A 19,798-nucleotide genomic window follows, 5' to 3' on the forward strand; every position below is an offset into this window, starting at 1 on the left:
GCTTCATCGCTGCATGCGCCGCTGGCTTGCCTTGCCGCTCCTGTCGCTGCTCGCCAATGCGGACGATCAGCAGCCCGTGGTGCCGCCCGCGCCGATCACCGATTACGCCGCGCACATCGGGCTCGGCCATGCCGAGGATCCGGCCGTGCCCACCGGCGAGCATCTCGATTTCGGCGTCGACGGCCCGCGCATGACGGTGCCGGTCCAGATCGCGGGGGCGGGGCCCTATCAGTTCGTCATCGATACCGGCGCCCAGCGAACGGTGATCAGCCGCGAACTGGCGGCGCGGCTTCGCCTCCCCGGCGGCCGCAACGTCCGCCTGACCGGGATGACCGGGACACAGGATGTCGGCACGGTGGTGATCCCGTCAATTTCCGTCAGCACGCTCGGCGGGGAGCGGATCGAGGCGCCGGCGCTATCGGCGGCGAACCTCGGCGCGCCCGGCATGCTCGGCATCGACGCGCTTCAGGGCCATGCGCTGGCGATCGATTTCGATCAGCAGCGGATGACGGTGACGCCGGCGCGCAAGCGCGGCGAGCGAGTCCGCCGCGCGCCCGACGAAATCGTCATCCAGGCGAAAAGCCTGTTCGGCCAGCTCGTCGTCACCGACGCGCGGGTCGGCGGGGAACGGGTCCGCGTCATCCTCGATACCGGCAGCGTGGTGTCGATGGGCAACCTCGCGCTGCGCAAGCGGCTCGCCAAGCGCGGCAAGGTCACCCCGATCACGCTGATCAGCGTGACGGGCGGCGAACTCGTCGCCGATTATGGGTCGGTCAAGTCGATCAAGATCGGCGATGCGGAGATCCGCGACATGCCGGTGGCCTTTGCCGACGTGCCGCCATTCCGCGTGTTCGGGCTGGAAAAGAAACCGGCGATCATGCTCGGCATGGACGTGCTGAAACTGTTCACCCGCGTTCAGATCGATTTCGCCAACCGCGAACTGCGCCTGCTGCTGCCGCGCGGCGCCGCGCGCCGCGGCTAGGGCCGGATTTCTCCATAAAGGGCCGAATGCGCCCAAAGGCGGCCAGAAGCGGCCGAACGACTCCGGTTGACGCCTCGTCGCGGCCGATGGCCCATAAAAAAGGGCCCGGCACTTTCGTACCGGGCCTAGTGCGTCCGCAGGAGGAACATCGTCTGGGAACCGGCCGCAGCCGGCTCCCAATCTCGTCAATAATTGTAGGCGCGCTCGCCATGCTCGCTGAGGTCGAGCCCTTCGCGCTCCACCTCTTCGCTGACCCGCAGCCCGACGGTCGCCTTGGCGATCGAGAAGGCGATGGCGGATCCGACGCCGGCCCAGGCCACCGAGATGAGCACCGCGACCACCTGGGTCACGAGCTGCGGCCCCAGGGCATAGTCTGCAGCGCCAGGCCCGCCGAGGCCCGGCAGCATGGTGAATGCCGTGCCGATCGACCCCACGATGCCACCGATGCCGTGGATTCCGAACGCATCCAGCGAGTCGTCAAGGCTGAGCTTGGGCTTCACCGCGACCACGAAATAGGCGCAGATGATGGCCGCGATCGCACCCAGCAGGATGGCGCCGAACGGCCCCGAATTGCCCGCCGCCGGGGTCACCGCGACCAGGCCGGCGATCGCGCCGGAGCAGGCGCCGAGCATCGATCCCTTGTGGCCCAGCATCCGTTCCGTCAGCATCCAGAACAATACACCCGCCGCCGTGGCGACGAAGGTGTTGATCATCGCCAGCGCCGCCGAGCCATTGGCCTCCAGCGCCGATCCGGCGTTGAACCCGAACCAGCCGACCCACAGGAGGCCGGTGCCGATCAGCGTCATGACCAGCGAGTGCGGGGCCATGATCTCTTTCTTGTAGCCCAGCCGCGGGCCGATGATGATCGCCCCGACCAGCGCCGAGATGCCGGCGTTGATGTGAACCACCGTGCCGCCGGCGAAGTCGAGCGCGGCGGGCTGCCAATTAAAGAGAAGGCCGTTGCCCGCCCACACCATGTGCGCGATCGGGAAATAGACGATGGTGAGCCAGATCAGCGCAAAGACCATCAGGCCGGCAAACTTCATCCGCTCGACCAGGCCACCGACCACTAGGCTGACGGTGATCGCCGCAAAGGTCATCTGGAAGGCGATGAAGACATATTCCGGGATGACGACACCGTCGGTGAAGGTCGCCGCCGTCGAGTCGGCGTTGACCCCGGCAAGAAACAGCTTGTTGAACCCGGCGATAAAGGCGTTGCCGCCGTCACCGAACGCCATGGTGTAGCCGTAGGTCACCCAGATGATCATCGCGAAGCTCGCGACGGCCAGGATCTGGGTCAGCACCGACAGCATGTTCTTGGTCCGTACGAGGCCGCCATAGAACAGCGCCAGCCCGGGTACGATCATCGTCATGACCAGCACGGTCGCGGTCATCATCCAGGCGGTGTCGCCCTTGTTGGGCACCGGCGCGGCTGCCTGGGCCCAGGCGGGTGCCGCCGCCGCGGCTGTTGCCGCCACGCCCAATGCCAGGGCAGTCCTGATTATCTGCTTCATCACCACCCCCCTCAGAGTGCCGTATCGTCGGTTTCGCCGGTGCGGATGCGCACCGCCTGCCCGACATCGAGGACGAAGATCTTGCCGTCACCGATCGCGCCGGTGTTCGCGGCCGCCTGCACCGCCTCGACCACGCGATCCGCGAGGTCGACCGGGCAAACCACTTCGATTTTGATCTTGGGCACCATGTTGGTGCTGTATTCGGCGCCGCGGTAGATTTCGGTCTGCCCCTTCTGGCGCCCGAAACCCTTCACCTCGGTGACTGTCATCCCCGCCACCCCGATCCCGGTGAGTGCTTCCCTCACTTCGTCGAGCTTGAACGGCTTGATGATGGCTATGACCAGTTTCATCGCGCCCCCTTCCGTTACCGGGAAAGGTACTTCGCAACAGATGTGCCAAACCGCCGCTGCCTAGTGCATGGTCACGGCAACCACATTTGGCACGTTACTTTTTGTGCATATGCGAAAACATGCTCAAGAATTAGGCATCGTCGACTACGAACCTGGCACGATCAAGATCATCCTCATCGACCATCAGGCGCACGGGGATCAGCAACCAGCTGCCGTCGGCGATCGACGCCCCGGCATCGAAGGTGAGCGCGACTATTCCTTCGCTCTCCAATCGCGCGGCGAGGATGCTGGCAAGATTGCGGTCATAGCGACCCAGTTCGACCAGCATCAGCGCGGCAGCGCGTCGGGCGTGCGTACTGGCAAGTCATCGATGCTTTTCGCGTTGCTGCCCTGCCAATAGGCCAGCCGCTCTTCATCGCTGTACTTGGCGTTATATTTGTTCAGCGTCTCACGCGGATGATCCAGCGTCATCTGCGGCACGCCCCAGCCGCAGGACGTCTGCGCCTGGTCGATCGCCACGACGAAGATCTGCCGCGTGCCGGGCAGTGGCGGAAACTCGCTATACAGCGCGCGCCATTCCGGATCCTGGGGAAGGACTGGGCGGCCCCGACCGTAGATGCGAAAGATCAGTGCGGGCTGATCGAAGGCGCAGAACATGATGGTGATGCGCCCGTCGGCGAGCAGGTGCGCGTTGGTCTCATTGCCCGATCCTGCAACGTCGAGATAGGCGACGGTGGTCGGGTCCAGAACGCGGAACGTGTCCATGCCCTTGGGGCTGAGGTTGATCCGCGCGCCGGGCGCGCTCGTTGCCACGAAGAAGACCGGCTGCCGGGCGATGAAGGCACGATGCGCGTCGTTCAGCGCCGGAAAGAATTCCGCCATGCAGGCGTGCTCCCCTGTTCAGGCGAGAAGGATGGCTCGCGGCGCCTGCCTACCATTTACGATGCGTCCGATCCACCGCACCGCCGGTAGTCACCAGCGGTGCGAGGTGTCAGGAATGCACCCGACGATCTCAGTCGAACAGCGAGGAGACGCTGGTCTCGTCGGCGATACGGCGGATCGCCTCCGCAAGGAGCGGTGCAATCGTCAGGTGCCGGATACGCTTGGCGTGGCTGATGGCTTCCTGGTTGCCGATCGAATCGGTGATCACCAGCTCGCGCAGCGCCGACCCTTCGACCCGGGCGACGGCACCGCCGGAGAGGACGCCATGGGTGACATAGGCAACGACGTCCTCGGCGCCCGCCTCACGCAGCGCTGCGGCCGCGTTGCACAGCGTGCCGGCGGAATCGACGATATCGTCGATCAGGATGCAGAAGCGCCCTTCCACGTCGCCGATGATGTTCATCACCTCCGACTCGCCGGCGCGCTCGCGGCGCTTGTCGACGATCGCCAGCGGTGCGTTGTCGAGCCGCTTGGCGAGCGCGCGCGCGCGCACCACGCCGCCCACGTCGGGGGAGACGACCATCAGGTTCTTCGACCCGAAGCGCGCCAGGATGTCCGCGGACATGACCGGCGCGCCAAACAGATTGTCGGTCGGGATGTCGAAGAAGCCCTGGATCTGACCGGCATGGAGGTCGACGGAGAGCACGCGGTCGGCGCCGGCCGTGGTGATCAGGTTGGCGACCAGCTTGGCCGAGATCGGCGTGCGCGGGCCGGGCTTCCGGTCCTGCCGCGCATAGCCGAAATAGGGGAGGACCGCCGTTATCCGCTTGGCCGACGCGCGCTTCAGCGCATCGATGCAGATCAGCAACTCCATGAGGTTGTCGTTGACCGGATAGCTGGTCGACTGGATCAGGAAAACGTCTTCACCGCGGACGTTCTCCATGATCTCGACGAAGATCTCCTCGTCGGCGAATCGCCGCACCAGAGCCTCGGTCAACGGGAGCTCCAGATAGGAGGCAATGTCCCGTGCCAGCGGCAGGTTGGAGTTGCCGGTCATCAGTTTCATGTCAGCACGCCCTTTCGTGACGCCCCCTTAGCGGGCCGGGCATATGTTTCAATCGTGCGACGCACTCAGAGGACGTTTGCCGTCGCGCGTCGCAGGGCGTACCGGCGCCGACATGACCATCGTTACCCGCTTTGCCCCGTCACCGACCGGGCGGCTGCACGTCGGCAACATCCGCACGGCGCTGCACAACTGGATGTTCGCGCGTGCTCATGGCGGCCGCTTCATGCTGCGGATCGACGATACCGATCAGGAGCGTAGTGAAGAACGGTTCGTCGAGGCGCTGCGCGAGGATCTGGCGTGGCTGGACCTTGAGGCTGATGGCGAGGCGCGGCAATCGGCGCGTTTCGATCTGTATCAGGCGCGCTTCGATGCGCTGGTCGCGGCCGGACGTATTTACCCGGCCTATGAGACCAGCCAGGAACTGGACCTCAAGCGAAAGATCCAGCTGGGCCGCGGACTGCCGCCCATCTACGATCGCGGGGCACTGGCGCTGAGCGATGCGGATCGCTCGCGGCTGGAGGCGGAGGGCATCAAGCCGCATTGGCGCTTCCGGCTCGATCATGGCGCGCCGATCGAATGGGACGACATGATCCGCGGTCACCAGCGGTTCGATCCCGCTACGATGAGCGACCCGATCGTGCGCCGCGCCGATGGTTCATGGCTGTATATGCTGCCGTCCGCGATTGACGACGTCGACATGGGGATCACGCATGTGGTGCGCGGCGAGGACCATGTCGTCAACACCGCCTTGCAGATCCAGATGTTTGCCGCGCTTGGCAGCACCCCGCCGACCTTTGCCCATGCCGCGCTGCTCACCGGCGCCGAGGGCAAATTGTCCAAGCGGCTGGGTAGCCTTGGCGTCGACCAGCTTCGCGAGGCGGGGGTGGAGCCGCAGGCGATCCGGGCGCTGCTGGCGCGGCTCGGCACCAGCGATCCGGTTGAGCCCGCGGTTGACATGGAGCCGCTGCTTGCCGCTTTCGATTTTGCCCGCTTTGGCCGAGCGCCGGCGCGGTTCGACGAGGCGGAATTGATGCAGCTGAATGCGCGGATCGTCCATCAGCTCCCATTCGAAGCGGTGCGCGATCGCTTGCCGCCTGCCATGACGCCCGTTGCCTGGGAAGCAGTGCGGCCGAACCTCTCGACCGTGGCGGAAGCGGCCGACTGGTGGGGCGTGGTCGAAGGGCCGGTCACAGCGGCGGCGCTATCGGCTGACGATGGCGCCTATCTGGCCATTGCTGCCGAGGAAGCTGCGGCGATCGATTGGGATGGCGTCCCCTGGCACGGTCTGACCGAGCGGCTGAAGGAGCGCACAGGACGCAAGGGCAAGGCGCTGTTCCTGCCGTTGCGGCGCGCGCTCACCGGTCGCGATCACGGGCCGGACATGGCGGCGCTGCTGCCGTTGATCGGCCGCGACCGGGCGCTCGCGCGACTTCGCGCCGCTTCCGGCGGCTAATTGGACCAGGGTCTGGCCGTCGCGGCCGCGCGCGCCTATGTTGCGCGGATGCAGTTCTTTGCCCGGCTAAGCCCGTTCCGCGCGGTGCGCGACCTACGCCTGTTTCTGCATCAGCGGCAGAAGCACGAACTGTTCTTCCTGTTTCTCTCCGTCTTTATGACCGGCTTGCTGCTGATCGGCTTCGCCAAGGATTCGAAGGTCGAGAAGGTCTACAAGCCGGACATCATCTATGTTCAGCAATGGCGCCTCGATCGCAGCGAGGCGGAGATTCGCGCGCAGCAGGCGATCGATGCCCCGATCAAGCAGAAGCAGATCGAGGAGCGCGAGAAGGCGCTGGCCGAGCGGCAGGCATCCTTCAAGCGTCTTGAGGACAAGATGAAGAAGTGGGGGCTCTGACCGCCGGCGTGTCGTCCGCGGACCAGCGCTGGATGGGGGCTGCGCTGGCGCTCGCCAGCCGCGGGCAGGGGCGCACCCATCCCAACCCTTCCGTCGGATGCATTCTGGTGCGCGATGGCATTGTTGTCGGGCGCGGCTGGACCCAGCCCGGCGGCCGGCCGCATGCGGAGGCGATGGCGCTCGCTGAGGCGGGAAGCGCGGCAAAGGGCGCGACCGCTTATGTGACACTGGAGCCCTGCGCCCATGTCTCATCGCGCGGCCCCGCCTGCGCCGACCTTCTGGTCGCCAGCGGTGTAGACCGCGTGGTCGCGGCGGTGACCGATCCTGACCCGCGCACCAACGGCAAGGGGCTGGGGCGGCTCGCCGCGGCGGGTGTGCAGATTGTATCTGGTGTGCGCGAGCGAGAGGCCCGCGCGACGCTGGCCGGATTTCTCACGCGAATCGTCCTTGGCCGGCCGCAGGTGACGCTGAAGCTCGCGACCTCGCTTGATGGATGCATCGCTCGTGCTGACGGCGAAAGCCGCTGGATCACGGGTCCGCAAGCGCGCGCGCACGCGCATCTCGAACGAAGCCGGCATGAGGCCATTCTGGTAGGGCGAGGCACCTGGGAGATCGACCGCCCGGCGCTCGACGTGCGGTTGCCGGGACTGGAGAATCGCGCTCCGCAACGCGTGATCCTGTCGACCCACGACATGGGTGATGACGTGCTTCAGCTCTCGGCCCCGGAGGAAATCGCCTGGCTTCCCGCCGATCGTCTGCTCGTGGAGGGGGGCGCTGGGGTCGCCTCCGCTTTCCTCGCGGCGGATCTGGTCGATCGCTTGCTGCTGTATCGCGCCCCGATCCTGATCGGCGACGGCAGGCATGCGTTGGGCGACATCGGGTTGGGCGCCTTGGCCGATGCGCACAATCGATGGGCAATGATCGATTCACGCCAGCTTGGCAGCGATCGGCTCGAGGTCTACGAGCGGGTGCGATGTTCACCGGGATCATAACCGACGTCGGAGAGATTACGCGCGTTGAGACGCGCGGGGATACGCGCGTCGTTGTCGCCACCAGCTATGAAACGCTCGAGATTGACCTGGGGGCTTCGGTCGCCTGTTCGGGCGTTTGCCTCACCGTCGTCGACAAGGGGCCTGACTGGCTGGCCTTCGACGTCTCGGGCGAGACGCTGACGCGGACCGCTCAGGGGCAATGGTCCGAAGGGCGTCGGTTGAATCTCGAACGCGCGATGAAGCTGGGCGATGAGCTTGGTGGTCATATCGTTACCGGCCACGTCGACGGAATCGCCGAGGTCACCAGCGTACGGCCCGATGGCGATTCGAAGCGCGTCGATTTCCGGGTCTCAAGCGATCTTGCGCCCTTCCTCGCTACCAAGGGGTCGGTCACGGTCGATGGCGTGTCGCTCACCGTCAACGACGTGACGGACGACCCCGATGGCGCGACCATCTTCGCGGTCAACATCATTCCGCATACCCAGGCGGTGACGACGCTTTCAGATCTGGCGCCGGGCAGCGCCGTCAACATCGAGATCGATGTGCTCGCCCGCTACCTCCAACGGATGGAACATTATCGTGCAAAAGCCCGCTGAACTCGCGCGCCTGCGCCACGCCTTTCTCTCGACCCCGGAAGAGATCATCGACGAGGCCAAGAATGGCCGGATGTTCATCCTGGTCGATGACGAGGATCGCGAAAACGAGGGTGATCTGGTCATCCCCGCGCAGATGGCGACGCCGGAAAAGATCAACTTCATGGCACGCCATGGCCGCGGCCTGATCTGCCTGGCGATGACCAAGTCGCGTGTCGACGCGCTGGGCCTCGACCTGATGAGCCGGCACAACGGCACCCGTCACGAAACCGCCTTCACCGTCTCGATCGAGGCGCGCGATGGGGTGACGACGGGCATTTCCGCGGCCGATCGTGCGCGGACGATCGCGGTGGCGATCGATTCGTCGAAGAGCCGCGAAGAAATCGTGACGCCGGGTCACGTCTTCCCGCTGGTCGCGCGCGATGGCGGCGTGCTGGTGCGTGCGGGGCATACCGAAGCGGCGGTCGACGTGTCGCGGCTGGCCGGCCTCAACCCCTCGGGCGTGATCTGCGAGATCATGAACGAGGACGGCACGATGGCGCGGATGGACGATCTCGTCTCCTTCGCGCAGCTGCACAACCTCAAGATCGGCACGATCCGCGACCTGATCGCTTATCGTCGGCGCTATGACCATCTGGTCGAGAAGAAGGCCGAGATGACCTTTGACTCGCGCTGGGGCGGGCAGTGGAAGGCGGTCACGTTCCACAACAAGGCGACCGGCGACGAGACGATCGCGCTGGTGAAAGGCAAGATCGATCCGGAGCGGCCGACGCTGGTGCGGATGCACACGGCGAGCTTCTTCGTTGATATGTTTGGCGAAAATTCTGAGCGCTCGGGCCTGCTTTCCAAGTCGATGGAGCTGATCGCGGAGGAAGGCGCCGGCGTGATCGTGGTGATCAACCGCCCGATGAAGGGCGTGGTGACGCGGTTCATGGAACTGCGCGCCGCGGGCAAAGGTGCGGGCGAGCCGGAAGTCGAGGAATTGCGCGACTATGGCGTGGGTGCGCAGATCCTCGCGGAGCTGGGCGTCGAGGAAATGGTCCTGCTGACCAATACCCATCACACGCTCGTCGGGCTGGAGGGCTATGGCCTTTCCATCGTGGGCGAGCGGCCGATCCCGGGTACCGGCGGCGAATAGCGGCCTGTTTGCGGAGATATTCGGCCAGCAGTTTGCGCAGCGGCCGGCAACGCCAGTCGGGAGGGGGCACCGGCTGGTTGCGCGGACACGGAATGCCCCCTTTTTGCCGCCCCGGCGGCGCTCTCCTGAGCCGGGGAGGAGAAAGGCGAGATCATGGCAAGCGTCCTCATCGTGGAAGCCCGTTTCTACGATCATCTGAACGACATGCTGATCGCGGGCGCGCGCGCGGCGATCGAGGCGGCGGGGCATAGCGCCGAGGTGGTGACCGTGCCGGGCGCGCTGGAAGTGCCGGGCGCGATCGCGATGGCGGCGGAGAGCGGGCGCTATGACGCGTTCGTCGCGCTGGGCGTCGTGATCCGCGGCGAAACCTATCACTTCGAGATCGTGTCCAACGAAAGCGCGCGGGGCATCATGGCGCTGACCATGGACGGCATCCCGATCGGCAACGGCATCCTCACCACCGAGAATGAGGAGCAGGCGATCCGCCGCGCGGATCCGGCGCAGCTCGACAAGGGCGGCGGTGCGGCGCAGGCGGCGATCGCCATGCTGGAACTGCATCAGCGCTTCGCTTGATCCTACTCAGCTAAGTCTGCGCGGGCGGCGCCCGCCTGCGGAAAAGGTTCGTCACGGACCTGAAGCAGCGATCGCGCGTATGGGATCATCCGATCCACAAGCGAGCCGCTGCATCCCTTATGATAGTTTCTTCCACTCCACGCTTCGGCAACATCGTTGGCGAAGTGTGGCGACCCCTCGCGGCCTTGTTCGTGTGGGACTGCATCGTCACGGCAGTCTATTTCTATTATCCGTTCACCGCGCCATCGCTGCCGCTGACCATCTTCGGTTCGGCGCTGGCGCTGTTCCTCGGCTTTCGGACGAACTCCGCCTACCAGCGCTGGTGGGAAGGGCGCGGCCTGTGGGGGCTGATGATCAACGCATCGCGCAGCCTGGCCCGCACGGCGCGCAACCTGCTGCCCGAAGAGGCGCTGGACTTGAAGCGCACGATCGTGCTGCGCCACGTCGCTTATGTGAATGCGCTGCGGTGCCAGTTGCGCCGTCAGTCGGCCGACGCCGAGGTGCTGCGCTTCCTGTCGCGCGGTGAGGCGGAGCCTGCCTTGCAGCGGGCGAACGTCGCCAACGGCATCCTCGACGGATCCTCACGACGGCTGGACGATGCGCGGCAGAGGGGCTGGATCGACACCATCCAGCAGGCGCATTTCGAGCGATTGTTCGTCGACATCTCCAACGCGCAGGGCGGCATGGAGCGGATCAAGAACACGCCCTTGCCCAACCAATATCGCTTCTTCCCCACGTTCTTCACGCGATTGTTCTGCGTCCTGCTGCCGATCGGGCTGGTGGAGACGCTGGGCATCGCGACGCCGGTCGGGTCGACCGTCGCCGGGCTGATGTTCCTCGCCGCGCTGCAGATCGGCGATGACTTGGTCGACCCGTTCGCCAACACGATCCACGACGTCCCGCTGACGGGTATGTGCCGGACGATCGAGATCGACCTGCTGCAATCGATCGGCGACGAAGCGCCAACGCCGTTGCAGCCGGTGGACGGCGTGTTGTGGTGACAGAATGGCCGGCAAAAGGCAGTATTTTCAACGTGCTGCGGGATCGGTCGCGCGCAACGCCATGGGGTCTGGCGTCCCGATAATATCTTACTTATACTCGTGTAAGTAAGATCGGGAGAGAGATTGCCACCATGGCCTATGCGCACACGCTCGCCGCCAATCCGCACTGGCTGCCGGCCAATCCTCCATCGGCGCTGAAGGACATTCCCGGAAGCCGCGGGCTGCCGTTCGTCGGCAATACCTTCAGGGTGCTGAAGGACCCGCTTGGCTTCACCAACAGGATGGTGGCCAAGTACGGCCCGGTCTATCGCAACCGGACATTTGGGGGCGACGGCGTGGTCTTGCTGGGGCCGGAAGCGAACGAGCTGGTGCTGTTCGACAAGGAGAAGAATTTCTCCTCCGAACAGGGCTGGGGCCCGATCCTGAACCTCGTCTTCCCGCGCGGCCTGATGCTGATGGATTTCGAGAAGCATCGCGCCGACCGCAAGGCATTGTCAGTGGCGTTCAAGCCGGAGCCGATGCGCCATTATGCCGCCGAGCTGAACGCGGGGATTGCGGCGCAGGTGGGCGGCTGGGCCAATCGCCCGATGCCTTTCTATCGCGCGATCAAGGCGCTGAGCCTCGACCTGGCGGCAACCAGTTTCCTTGGCGTGCCGCTGGGCCCCGAGGCATCGCGGATCAACCAGGCCTTCGTCGACGAGGTGCAGGCGTCGGTATCGCCGATCCGCAAGCCGCTGCCCGGTACGTCGATGCGCAAGGGCGTGAAGGCGCGCGAATATCTGGTCGATTATTTCACCCGCGAAATCCCGCGCCGGCGGGCGGGGGAGCAGCAGGGGCAGGACTTCTTCTCGCAATTCTGCCGCGCGACCGACGAAAGCGGCGCCCTGCTGTCCGACGAGGCGATCGTCGATCACATGAACTTCCTGATGATGGCGGCGCACGACACGATCACCTCGTCCGCCACCAGCCTGGTCATGCTGCTGGGCCGCCACGTCGAATGGCAGGACCGGCTGCGCGCCGAGGTCCAGTCGCTGGGCAGCAACGACGGCGGCGTGCCCTATGAGCAGCTCGACCGGCTGGTCGAGACCGAATGGGCGTTCAAGGAAGCGCTGCGGATGGTGCCGCCGGTGCCGTCCATCCCGCGCCGCGCGATGCGCGACTTCACCTTTGGCGGCTATCACATTCCGGCCGGCACGCATGTCGGGGTGAACACCGCCTATACCCATATGATGCCGGAGCATTGGCCCAATCCCGAGACGTTCGATCCCGAGCGCTTCTCTCCCGAACGGTCGAAGGGGCGGCATCGCTTTGCCTGGGTGCCGTTCGGCGGCGGGGCGCACATGTGCATCGGGCTGCATTTCGCGACGATGCAGATCCGGATCCTGATGGCACAGCTGCTGAGCCGCTATCGCATCGAGCTGGAACCGGGGTCGGGCAGCGACTGGCAAATCTTCCCGATCCCACAGCCCAAGGACGGCCTGCCGGTACGCTTCGTGCCGCTCTGATCGCGAGCCGGTGACCTCAGCGACGCCGGTTGCCGCAGCGGCGGCCGGCGTCCGTGACCCGGGGAAGGATGCGCTGCGTCCCATTGCGGGGCTATTCACAAGGTGTTCAATCCGATCCCGCTATGCAACGAGGCATGAGGATGTTCGCCGCCCTTGCCCTGTCACTCTTGCCCGCCGCCACGATGGCGCAGCCGGCCGAGCAGCAGCGCGACGGCGTGGCCGCGTGGCGGGCGCTGCGCGAAGGGCGCATCCTGCCGATCAAGGAAATCGAGCGACGCGTCGTCCCGACGATGAAGGACGCGCAATATATCGGTTTCGATTTCGAGATGCCGAGCGCGGTCTATACGTTGAAGTTCCTGCGCGATGGCACGGTGATCTGGGTGGATGTTGATGGTCGCTCGGGTCAGGTCATCGGCCGCACGGGTCGGTGAGCGATCGTTGACGCGCGCCACCGCAATGCTAACCATGACCTTTGGTGACAAGAGGTAGTCCATGCGCGTCCTGATCGTTGAGGATGAACCCAATCTCGGCCAGCAGCTCAAGAGCACGCTGGAAGGAGCGGGCTACGCCATCGATCTGGCGACGGACGGCGAGGAAGGGCATTTCCTCGGCTCGACCGAGAATTACGATGCCGTCGTGCTGGACCTTGGCCTGCCGGAGATCGACGGGCTGACCGTGCTCGATCGCTGGCGCAAGGAGGGCAAGGTGATGCCCGTGCTGGTGCTGACCGCGCGCGACAGCTGGTCCGACAAGGTCGCCGGGCTGGACGCAGGCGCGGACGATTATGTCGCCAAGCCGTTCCAGTCCGAAGAGCTGATCGCCCGCCTGCGCGCGCTGATCCGGCGCGCATCGGGCAATGCTTCCTCAGAGCTGAACGCGGGCGACGTCCGGCTCGACACGCGTAGCGGCAAGGTGACGCGCGCCGGCGAGCCGGTGAAGCTGACCGCGCAGGAATATAAGCTTTTGTCCTACCTGCTCCATCACAAGGGCAAGGTGGTGAGCCGCACCGAGTTGATCGAGCATATCTACGATCAGGATTTCGATCGGGATTCGAACACCATCGAAGTGTTCGTGACGCGCATCCGCAAGAAGCTGGGCCAGGACGTGATCACCACGATCCGGGGACTGGGTTACAGTCTGGAAGATCCGGCGGCGTAAAGGTCGGCGGCCTGCGGCTGTTCCCATAGTCCGATGCGTTCATATCCCGCCTCGTGCCAGCTGTTGGTCCCCGGCACGGCCTGCGAATCCAGCGCGGCGATGACCGGCGGCGCGGCATGAGCGGGAACGATGCCGGTGAAGACCCAGGACGCGAGCAGGAAGCCCGCGACCAGGCTGGTGATGAGCGCGCCGAGCGACGCGATCGCGAGGACCGGAAAGGTACGCGACATACTTCGTCTCCTTTCTCCGCGAGTGAACAACAGGGCGGCGGCATGGTTCCGGCGCGCGACGAAACGAGTGCGGACGGGCGCTTCGCCAGCACGGGGTCGCTGACCCGGCGGATGATCGTCATTGCCGCGGTGTGGATCGCGGTATTGCTGGCGGGTGGCGGCTTCGCGCTGGACCGGGTGCTGACTGCGGCGGTGACGCAGAATTTCGACGACCAGCTCGAATATGTCCTGCGCTCGCTGCTCGTCTCGGCCGAGATCGGGCCGGAGGGCGAGGTGATGTTCAATCGCGAGCCCGCCGACCAGCGCTTCCTCGAGCCTTATTCCGGCGTGTACTGGCAAGTGTCGGCAAAGGGGCGCGAGGCGTTTCCCTCCCGATCCTTGTGGGATCGCCAGCTGCAATATGGCCAACCGCACGACGACCGCGCGGTGCACATCTATGACAGTGACCAGTTCGGCACCGAGAAGCTGCGGGTCGTCGAGCGTGACGTGAAGCTGCCGGGATCGGACGTGCGCTGGCGGTTCCAGGTGGCGCATAATCGCGACGGGCTCGACGCGCAGATCGGGGCGCTGCGCCGGACGCTGGTACGCAGTTTCCTGCTGCTGGGGCTGGGGCTGATCGTGCTGGCGGCGCTGCAGACCTTTTACGGGCTGTTGCCGCTGCGCAAGCTGCGGCTGGAGATTGCGCGGATGCGGGGCGGGCGGACCAACCGCATCGCCGGGCCGTTGCCGGTCGAGGTCGCGCCGCTGGTCGAGGAGCTGAACGCGCTGGTCGCGCATAACGAAACTCAGGCGGAGGAAGCGCGGCGCCATGCCGGGAACCTTGCCCATGCGCTGAAGACGCCGCTGACGGTGATCATGAACGCGGCGACCGCGCAGTCGGACGATCTGGCCGATACGGTGGTGCGCGAGGCGCGGACGATGCGCCGGCAGGTCGACCATCATCTCGCGCGGGCGCGGGCGGTCGGGCGGCGCGGCTCGGCGCACAGCCGGGCGGAAGTGTGGCCGAGCGTCGAATCGGTCGAGCGTGCAGTGCGGCGGCTCTATCCGCATGTGCGGATCGACATGGATGGTCCCAAGGACCTGGTCGCGCATATCGAGCGGCAGGACCTGGACGAGATCATGGGCAATCTGGTCGAGAATGCCGCCAAATATGGCGGCGGCAGCGTGTTCGTGACAGTGGGCGCGCAGGCCGGGTTCGTCGAGATCCTGGTCGAGGATGACGGCATGGGCATACCGGAGGCGGACCGGATCCGCATCTTCGACCGCGGCGTCAGGCTGGACACGGGCAAGCCGGGCACGGGGCTTGGCCTCGCCATCGTGCGCGACGTGGCGGAGATCTATGAAGGGACCGTCAGCCTGGAGGAGAGCGAGGACTTGGGCGGGCTGCTGGTGCGGCTGCGATTGCCGATGGCGAGCTGACAGGCGCCTTCCGCCGAGGCGGAAGGCGCCCGTTCGCGATCAATAGGCGAGCTTCAGGCCGGGACGGTTCCAGCGGGTCTTCACCAGCCGGCCGGTGCCCGACAGCGTGAGATAGGCATCACGCATGTCATCGCCGCCGAAGCAGATGTTGGTGGTGAAGATGTCGTCGGTAGCGACGAATTCAACGAGGTCGCCGTCGGGCGAGACGACGCTGATCCCGCTTTCGCCGATCGTCGCGACGCAGACATTGCCCGACGCCTCCACCGCGAGCGAATCGAAGAATTTCCACCCCGCGGGGCGGTAGACCGGGATGCCGGCACCGCCGACGCCGGCCGCGGTATCGACCTTGCCCGGCGCGGTGACGCGGAATTTCATCAGCCGGCAGGTGTAGGTTTCCGCGGCGTAGAGCCATTGGCCGTCGGGTGAGAGGCCGCAACCGTTGGGATTGTTGGACGGGAAGACGACTTCCTCGAGATGGCTGCCGTCGGCCTTCGCATAGAAGATGCCAACGACATCATGGATCCGCTTGGCGTGATCCATCTTGCCGTGATCGGTGAACCAGAAGCCGCCGTGATCGTCGAACACAAGGTCGTTCGGCCCGCGCAGGACGCAGCCGAAATCGCCCGACTTGTACAGCACCTCGACCGTGCCGGTTGCGGGGTCGATCCGTTCGATCCGGCCGCCCGAATAATTGGAGGCGATGCCGCCGGGGGCGAGCATGCCGTTGTTTTCGTGCCAGTCGAACCCGCCGTTGTTGCAGCAATAGAGCATGCCGCCGGGGCCGAGCGCGAGGCCGTTGGGACCACCGCCAGGCTCGGCGATCGTCTCCTTCGACCCATCGGGTCTCACCCTGGTGATCCGCCCCGGCTCGATCTCCACCAGCGCGATGCTGCCGTCCGGCATGAAGACTGGCCCTTCGGGAAAACGCAGCCCGTCGGTCACCAGTTCGAAGTCCGCCATGATCCTCTCCGCTCTTTTCTTGTTGCGCGGGAGAATTGTCTAAGGCGATCGGCTTAGCAAGCCGCTTCGGTGGCATTCGGCGGGCAGCAAGTCAGGCAGCGCCGTTATGGCCACATTGCTACCAATATAGTGGCGGAGGTGCAGAGGCCGGAGTAGGGATCGTCGCATGAGCGAACCCGAGACGACCCGCACCGGCGGCCGCATCCTGGTGGATCAACTGGCAGCGCAGGGCTGCGATCGCATCTTCACGGTGCCGGGCGAAAGTTTCCTTGCCGTGCTCGACGCGCTGGTCGACGTGCCGCAGATCGATGTGGTGACGTGCCGGCAGGAAGGCGGCGTGACGTTCATGGCCTGCGCCGACGGCGCGCTGACCCATCGGCCGGGCATTGCGTTCGTCACGCGTGGGCCGGGCGCCACCAACGCGTCGATCGGCGTCCATGTCGCGATGCAGGATTCACAGCCGATGATCCTGTTCATCGGCGACGTCGACCGCGGCATGCGCGACCGCGAAGCGTTTCAGGAGATCGATTTCGCCGCGATGTTCAGCCCGATTGCCAAATGGGCGGCGCGGATCGACGATGCGCGGCGCATCCCGGAATATGTCGCGCGCGCCTATAGCGTGGCGATGAACGGGCGGCCGGGCCCGGTGGTGATCGCGCTGCCGGAGGACATGCTGCTTGACGAAGTGGTGGCGGTGGATCGCCCGCGCGTCGAGCGGATCGGGCAGGCGCCCGATCCCGATGCGATGGAGCAGCTTGCCGATCTGCTGGCCACGGCGGAGCGACCTTTGGCGATCATCGGCGGCGCAGGATGGGATGCGGCGGCGGGGCAGGACATTGCCGCCTGGGCCGACCGGACCGGCGTGCCGCTGGTCGCCGCTTTCCGCCGACAGGATGCGGTGCCCAACGACTGCCCGGCCTATGCCGGCAACCTGGGCTATGGCCCCAACCCGCTGCTGGTCGAACGCGTGAAGGACGCCGACCTGCTGCTGGTGATCGGCGCGCGGCTGGGGGAAGCGACGACCGACGGCTATACGCTGATCTCCCCCGAGCATCCCGGCCAGCGGATGGTGCATGTTCACCCCGATCCGTCCGAGCTTGGCAGCACGTATTGCACGGACCTCGCGATCTGCGCGACCATGGCGGAGTTCGCCGAGGCGCTGGCGCTGGTCGACGGTCCGGCACGCGCGCACGATCTGGAGGCGCACGACGATTATCGCGCCTGGTCGACGCCGCGCGAGCGCGAGGGCGTGACGCTGGACCTGGGGCAGTGCGTGCTGGCGATGCGCGAGCAGCTGCCGGCGGACACCATCATCTGCAACGGCGCGGGCAACTTTTCCGGCTGGTGGCACCGCTATTGGCCCTATGCCGGGCCGGGGACTCAGCTGGCGCCGACCGCCGGAGCCATGGGCTATGGCGTTCCGGCCGCCGTGGCGGCGTCGCGCCGCCGCCCGGATCGCACCGTGGTTGCCGTGGCGGGAGATGGCGATTTCCTGATGAACGGGCAGGAACTGGCGACCGCCGTCCAGCACGATTGTGAGTTGCTGGTCATCGTCGTCGACAATGGCGCTTATGGCACGATCCGCATGCATCAGGAGCGTGAGTTTCCCGGCCGGTTGTCGGCGACCCGACTGCACAATCCCGACTTCGCAGCGCTGGCGCGGGCCTATGGCGCCTGGGCGGAGACGGTGGAGCGGACGGCCGACTTCGCCGGCGCGCTGGAACGTGCCGTCGGGCAGGGCGGCGTCAGGTTGCTGCACCTGAAAACCGACGTCGAGTTCATCACCGCCGGGACCACGCTGAGCGCGATCCGCAGCGCGGCGAAACGCTGAAACCTGCGACAACGGCGGGCGGTCGATACCGCTCGCCTGTTCGCAACGTTATTTCTTTCCCGCCAGCTTGTCCTTGAGCCCGGCGAGCGCGCCGAACGGACCGGCTTCGTCCTCGCCCAGGATTCCGGCCTCGCGCAGCGCCGCTTCGGCATTGGGGCCGCGCGGAAAGGGATCGAGCGCAAGGGCGAGCGTTTCCGCCGCGACCTCGCCAAGGTCGATCGCGCCGCCCTCCAGCGGGAGGACGTCGATCCCGTCGTCGTCGAGCTCCACTTCCTCGCCGGCGGCCGAATCCTCGACGAAGCGAAGGTCGACGGTTTCGGCGATCCGCGCGGGCAGCGGCTCATCGGTGATCGAGCAGCGCTGGGTCGCCTCCGCCTGCACCTTCCCAGACACGGCGATCCCGCCGGCGACGCGCTGCACGGTGAAGCTGCCCTCCAGGCGCTTGATCCCGATCAGGTTGAACCGGCGCGCGAGCGCGGCGCGCTGCGTCTCGTCAGCGGCGATGGTTTCGGTCCGCGCGCCTTCGCCGATCATGTCGATGCGGACGGGATGGGAGAATTCGGGGGTCATGCCAGTCGGCCTTCGCGCAGCGCGGATAGGGGAATGGTGGCGAGCGCGGCATGCAGTGCCTGCAACTGGTCGCTGACATAGCGCGCCTGCGATTCGCCGGGTGCCTCGCCGCGCCACAGGTTGCGGATCAGCCCGTCGGTAAGGTCGCCGGCGGCGATCCCCTCACGGTAGGTGCCGAGCCGGCCACCCAGCATCCCCATCATGCGCCCGACATGCTTGCCGACGACGATATCGCCAAAGCCGATCTGCCGCACCTGCGCGTCCATGTCGTCGACGAATCGCTCGGTCAGGTCGGTCGAGAGCGTGGCGGCGGCAAGGTCGCCCGGCGGTTCTGCCTCGATCCGCAGCATCACCATGGCGAGAACCGCGGCCACCATGTCGAACCGCCCGTCGAGCGTATCGGGCGCGCCGCCATCGAGATACCAATGCGGTTCGCGCGCCTTTGCCACCACCGCCGCATAGAGCGGGGCCGCCGCATCGCGATTGCGCCGTCGAAACCGTTGAAGAAGAGCCAAGATCGTCGTGCCTGTCGTGCTTGTGTCAAGTGTCGTGGAGGCATATTGAGGGGAATGGCCGACGGCGCAACGGCGCGTCGCATGCCCCAAGGCCTTTTGCGGAGTAGCCATGCGTTTTCCCCTCCTGATCGCTGCCGCCATCGCGGTGACCGCGTCGGCCTGTGCGCCCCTGCGCTCGCATCAGGGCTATGTCGTCGATGCGGACCTGCTCAATTCGGTGCAGCCCGGCGTGGACAACCGGCAGTCGGTACTGGCGACGCTGGGCCAGCCGAGCTTCGCCAGCCAGTTCAACCAGGGCGACTGGTATTACATTTCGCGCGACAGCCGGAATTATGCGTTCAATACGCCCAAGCCCAAGGAGCAGGTGACCGTCCAGATCAGCTTTGATCAGAACGGCAACGTCAGCGCGATCCGCAAGTCGGGTGTCGAGCAGGTCGCGTCGATCAGCCCGACCAAGAAGACCACCCCGACGCTGGGCCGTGATCGCGGCTTCTTCGCCGACCTGTTCGGCAACATCGGCACGGTCGGCGCCGCCGGCGCGGGTGCGGGGCCGGGCGGCCGCTGAGTCTTTCGGCTTCCGGCCTTCCGGCGCCGGGGCCTTTTCGCGGCGCAGCTTTCTATCTGCTGACTGGCGCATTCTCCGGCGGTTCAGCGGCGGGGGCCGATACCT

23 protein-coding genes are annotated in these 19,798 nt (G+C 66.0%); 14 read left to right on the forward strand and 9 right to left on the reverse strand.

Translation table 11 applies throughout. The annotated features are described in order from the left end of the window. Positions 1–13: 13 nt before the first annotated feature. On the forward strand, positions 14–982 hold the full coding sequence (locus CA236_RS14810; RefSeq protein ID WP_125946161.1) for a retropepsin-like aspartic protease: 969 nt from the start codon (positions 14–16) through the stop codon (positions 980–982). A 185-nt stretch (positions 983–1,167) separates the two neighbouring features. Here CA236_RS14810 and CA236_RS14815 read toward each other — a convergent pair whose 3' ends face one another. The 5 genes from CA236_RS14815 to CA236_RS14835 all read right to left on the reverse strand — a co-directional run bounded on the left by CA236_RS14815 (position 1,168) and on the right by CA236_RS14835 (position 4,794). Further along, entirely contained in the window at positions 1,168–2,496 is a 1,329-nt protein-coding gene (locus tag CA236_RS14815) for an ammonium transporter (protein ID WP_125946162.1), read from the reverse strand. An 11-nt stretch (positions 2,497–2,507) separates the two neighbouring features. After that, positions 2,508–2,846, reverse strand: coding sequence for a P-II family nitrogen regulator (locus CA236_RS14820; protein ID WP_046409000.1), 339 nt, complete (start codon positions 2,844–2,846; stop codon positions 2,508–2,510). A 130-nt stretch (positions 2,847–2,976) separates the two neighbouring features. After that, positions 2,977–3,177 (reverse strand): DUF2007 domain-containing protein, encoded by a 201-nt coding sequence (locus CA236_RS14825; RefSeq protein WP_046409001.1) that lies wholly within the window; start codon positions 3,175–3,177, stop codon positions 2,977–2,979. Next, a complete protein-coding gene (locus CA236_RS14830; protein ID WP_046409002.1) occupies positions 3,174–3,728 on the reverse strand; it encodes a pyridoxamine 5'-phosphate oxidase family protein in 555 nt (184 codons plus the stop codon). Before CA236_RS14830 ends, CA236_RS14825 begins: the two co-directional genes overlap by 4 nt. 130 nt (positions 3,729–3,858) lie before the next feature. Further along, a complete protein-coding gene (locus tag CA236_RS14835; protein WP_046409003.1) occupies positions 3,859–4,794 on the reverse strand; it encodes a ribose-phosphate pyrophosphokinase in 936 nt (311 codons plus the stop codon). A 112-nt stretch (positions 4,795–4,906) separates the two neighbouring features. On the opposite strand from CA236_RS14835, the gene gltX reads away from it, so the two are divergent. The 10 genes from gltX to CA236_RS14885 all read left to right on the forward strand — a co-directional run bounded on the left by gltX (position 4,907) and on the right by CA236_RS14885 (position 13,603). After that, positions 4,907–6,247, forward strand: coding sequence for a glutamate--tRNA ligase (gene gltX, locus CA236_RS14840; protein WP_125946163.1), 1,341 nt, complete (start codon positions 4,907–4,909; stop codon positions 6,245–6,247). After that, positions 6,248–6,643, forward strand: coding sequence for a hypothetical protein (locus tag CA236_RS14845; RefSeq protein ID WP_231621914.1), 396 nt, complete (start codon positions 6,248–6,250; stop codon positions 6,641–6,643). Then, entirely contained in the window at positions 6,631–7,635 is a 1,005-nt protein-coding gene (gene ribD, locus CA236_RS14850; RefSeq protein WP_277600071.1) for a bifunctional diaminohydroxyphosphoribosylaminopyrimidine deaminase/5-amino-6-(5-phosphoribosylamino)uracil reductase RibD, read from the forward strand. Before CA236_RS14845 ends, ribD begins: the two co-directional genes overlap by 13 nt. Further along, positions 7,617–8,231, forward strand: a complete 615-nt coding sequence (locus tag CA236_RS14855) for a riboflavin synthase (RefSeq protein ID WP_125946164.1) — start codon at positions 7,617–7,619, stop codon at positions 8,229–8,231. The genes ribD and CA236_RS14855 overlap by 19 nt, the downstream gene beginning before the upstream one ends. Next, a complete protein-coding gene (gene ribB, locus CA236_RS14860; protein WP_046409007.1) occupies positions 8,176–9,366 on the forward strand; it encodes a 3,4-dihydroxy-2-butanone-4-phosphate synthase in 1,191 nt (396 codons plus the stop codon). Before CA236_RS14855 ends, ribB begins: the two co-directional genes overlap by 56 nt. 153 nt (positions 9,367–9,519) lie before the next feature. Beyond that, the gene (ribH, locus tag CA236_RS14865) at positions 9,520–9,939 is read left to right on the forward strand and encodes a 6,7-dimethyl-8-ribityllumazine synthase (protein WP_125946165.1); all 420 of its coding nucleotides are present in this window, start codon (positions 9,520–9,522) and stop codon (positions 9,937–9,939) included. Between the two features lie 119 nt (positions 9,940–10,058). Beyond that, complete coding sequence (locus CA236_RS14870; RefSeq protein ID WP_046409009.1) at positions 10,059–10,940, forward strand: bestrophin family ion channel; 882 nt, start codon at positions 10,059–10,061, stop codon at positions 10,938–10,940. 131 nt (positions 10,941–11,071) lie between these two features. Next, positions 11,072–12,445: a cytochrome P450 gene (locus CA236_RS14875; protein ID WP_125946166.1), complete on the forward strand. Its 1,374-nt coding sequence runs from the start codon at positions 11,072–11,074 to the stop codon at positions 12,443–12,445. A 134-nt stretch (positions 12,446–12,579) separates the two neighbouring features. Beyond that, the gene (locus CA236_RS14880; protein WP_052742516.1) at positions 12,580–12,876 is read left to right on the forward strand and encodes a hypothetical protein; all 297 of its coding nucleotides are present in this window, start codon (positions 12,580–12,582) and stop codon (positions 12,874–12,876) included. A 61-nt stretch (positions 12,877–12,937) separates the two neighbouring features. Beyond that, positions 12,938–13,603 carry a response regulator transcription factor gene (locus CA236_RS14885; protein ID WP_046409012.1) on the forward strand — a complete coding sequence of 222 codons (666 nt, stop codon included), beginning with the start codon at positions 12,938–12,940 and terminating at the stop codon, positions 13,601–13,603. On the opposite strand, the gene CA236_RS14890 is transcribed toward CA236_RS14885, so the two are convergent. Next, positions 13,576–13,833, reverse strand: coding sequence for a hypothetical protein (locus CA236_RS14890; RefSeq protein WP_125946167.1), 258 nt, complete (start codon positions 13,831–13,833; stop codon positions 13,576–13,578). The genes CA236_RS14885 and CA236_RS14890 overlap by 28 nt on opposite strands. 42 nt (positions 13,834–13,875) lie before the next feature. Here CA236_RS14890 and CA236_RS14895 point away from each other — a divergent pair, with 42 nt between their 5' ends. Beyond that, positions 13,876–15,252 carry an ATP-binding protein gene (locus CA236_RS14895; RefSeq protein ID WP_231621915.1) on the forward strand — a complete coding sequence of 459 codons (1,377 nt, stop codon included), beginning with the start codon at positions 13,876–13,878 and terminating at the stop codon, positions 15,250–15,252. 39 nt (positions 15,253–15,291) lie between these two features. On the opposite strand, the gene CA236_RS14900 is transcribed toward CA236_RS14895, so the two are convergent. After that, positions 15,292–16,212, reverse strand: coding sequence for an SMP-30/gluconolactonase/LRE family protein (locus CA236_RS14900; RefSeq protein ID WP_125946168.1), 921 nt, complete (start codon positions 16,210–16,212; stop codon positions 15,292–15,294). Positions 16,213–16,378: 166 nt separating this feature from the next. On the opposite strand from CA236_RS14900, the gene CA236_RS14905 reads away from it, so the two are divergent. Further along, complete coding sequence (locus CA236_RS14905) at positions 16,379–18,043, forward strand: thiamine pyrophosphate-binding protein (RefSeq protein WP_125946169.1); 1,665 nt, start codon at positions 16,379–16,381, stop codon at positions 18,041–18,043. Positions 18,044–18,091: 48 nt separating this feature from the next. Here CA236_RS14905 and CA236_RS14910 read toward each other — a convergent pair whose 3' ends face one another. After that, positions 18,092–18,613: a DUF177 domain-containing protein gene (locus tag CA236_RS14910; protein WP_046409017.1), complete on the reverse strand. Its 522-nt coding sequence runs from the start codon at positions 18,611–18,613 to the stop codon at positions 18,092–18,094. Next, on the reverse strand, positions 18,610–19,128 hold the full coding sequence (locus tag CA236_RS14915; RefSeq protein WP_241212690.1) for a ubiquinol-cytochrome C chaperone family protein: 519 nt from the start codon (positions 19,126–19,128) through the stop codon (positions 18,610–18,612). The genes CA236_RS14910 and CA236_RS14915 overlap by 4 nt, the downstream gene beginning before the upstream one ends. 109 nt (positions 19,129–19,237) lie before the next feature. Between CA236_RS14915 and bamE the strand changes: the two genes are divergently transcribed. Continuing rightward, positions 19,238–19,693 carry an outer membrane protein assembly factor BamE gene (gene bamE, locus CA236_RS14920; protein WP_046409019.1) on the forward strand — a complete coding sequence of 152 codons (456 nt, stop codon included), beginning with the start codon at positions 19,238–19,240 and terminating at the stop codon, positions 19,691–19,693. Positions 19,694–19,798: the final 105 nt, after the last annotated feature.

Origin of the sequence: Sphingomonas sp. ABOLG, from assembly GCF_003950435.1 — a bacterium.
Classification (GTDB): Bacteria; Pseudomonadota; Alphaproteobacteria; order Sphingomonadales; family Sphingomonadaceae; genus Sphingomonas; species Sphingomonas panaciterrae.

Excerpts from the sequence above, each read along its gene's own strand:
- CA236_RS14810 (WP_125946161.1), top strand. The coding sequence starts at position 14 with ATGCGCCGCTGGCTTGCCTTGCCGCTCCTGTCGCTGCTCGCCAATGCG.
- CA236_RS14880 (WP_052742516.1), top strand. The coding sequence starts at position 12,580 with ATGAGGATGTTCGCCGCCCTTGCCCTGTCACTCTTGCCCGCCGCCACG.
- CA236_RS14910 (WP_046409017.1), bottom strand. The coding sequence starts at position 18,613 with ATGACCCCCGAATTCTCCCATCCCGTCCGCATCGACATGATCGGCGAA.
- ribH (WP_125946165.1), top strand. The coding sequence starts at position 9,520 with ATGGCAAGCGTCCTCATCGTGGAAGCCCGTTTCTACGATCATCTGAAC.
- CA236_RS14900 (WP_125946168.1), bottom strand. The coding sequence starts at position 16,212 with ATGGCGGACTTCGAACTGGTGACCGACGGGCTGCGTTTTCCCGAAGGG.
- CA236_RS14855 (WP_125946164.1), top strand. The coding sequence starts at position 7,617 with ATGTTCACCGGGATCATAACCGACGTCGGAGAGATTACGCGCGTTGAG.
- CA236_RS14905 (WP_125946169.1), top strand. The coding sequence starts at position 16,379 with ATGAGCGAACCCGAGACGACCCGCACCGGCGGCCGCATCCTGGTGGAT.
- CA236_RS14870 (WP_046409009.1), top strand. The coding sequence starts at position 10,059 with ATGATAGTTTCTTCCACTCCACGCTTCGGCAACATCGTTGGCGAAGTG.
- bamE (WP_046409019.1), top strand. The coding sequence starts at position 19,238 with ATGCGTTTTCCCCTCCTGATCGCTGCCGCCATCGCGGTGACCGCGTCG.
- CA236_RS14890 (WP_125946167.1), bottom strand. The coding sequence starts at position 13,833 with ATGTCGCGTACCTTTCCGGTCCTCGCGATCGCGTCGCTCGGCGCGCTC.
- CA236_RS14830 (WP_046409002.1), bottom strand. The coding sequence starts at position 3,728 with ATGGCGGAATTCTTTCCGGCGCTGAACGACGCGCATCGTGCCTTCATC.
- CA236_RS14815 (WP_125946162.1), bottom strand. The coding sequence starts at position 2,496 with ATGAAGCAGATAATCAGGACTGCCCTGGCATTGGGCGTGGCGGCAACA.
- gltX (WP_125946163.1), top strand. The coding sequence starts at position 4,907 with ATGACCATCGTTACCCGCTTTGCCCCGTCACCGACCGGGCGGCTGCAC.
- CA236_RS14895 (WP_231621915.1), top strand. The coding sequence starts at position 13,876 with ATGGTTCCGGCGCGCGACGAAACGAGTGCGGACGGGCGCTTCGCCAGC.
- CA236_RS14820 (WP_046409000.1), bottom strand. The coding sequence starts at position 2,846 with ATGAAACTGGTCATAGCCATCATCAAGCCGTTCAAGCTCGACGAAGTG.
- ribB (WP_046409007.1), top strand. The coding sequence starts at position 8,176 with ATGTGCTCGCCCGCTACCTCCAACGGATGGAACATTATCGTGCAAAAG.
- CA236_RS14885 (WP_046409012.1), top strand. The coding sequence starts at position 12,938 with ATGCGCGTCCTGATCGTTGAGGATGAACCCAATCTCGGCCAGCAGCTC.
- CA236_RS14875 (WP_125946166.1), top strand. The coding sequence starts at position 11,072 with ATGGCCTATGCGCACACGCTCGCCGCCAATCCGCACTGGCTGCCGGCC.
- CA236_RS14835 (WP_046409003.1), bottom strand. The coding sequence starts at position 4,794 with ATGAAACTGATGACCGGCAACTCCAACCTGCCGCTGGCACGGGACATT.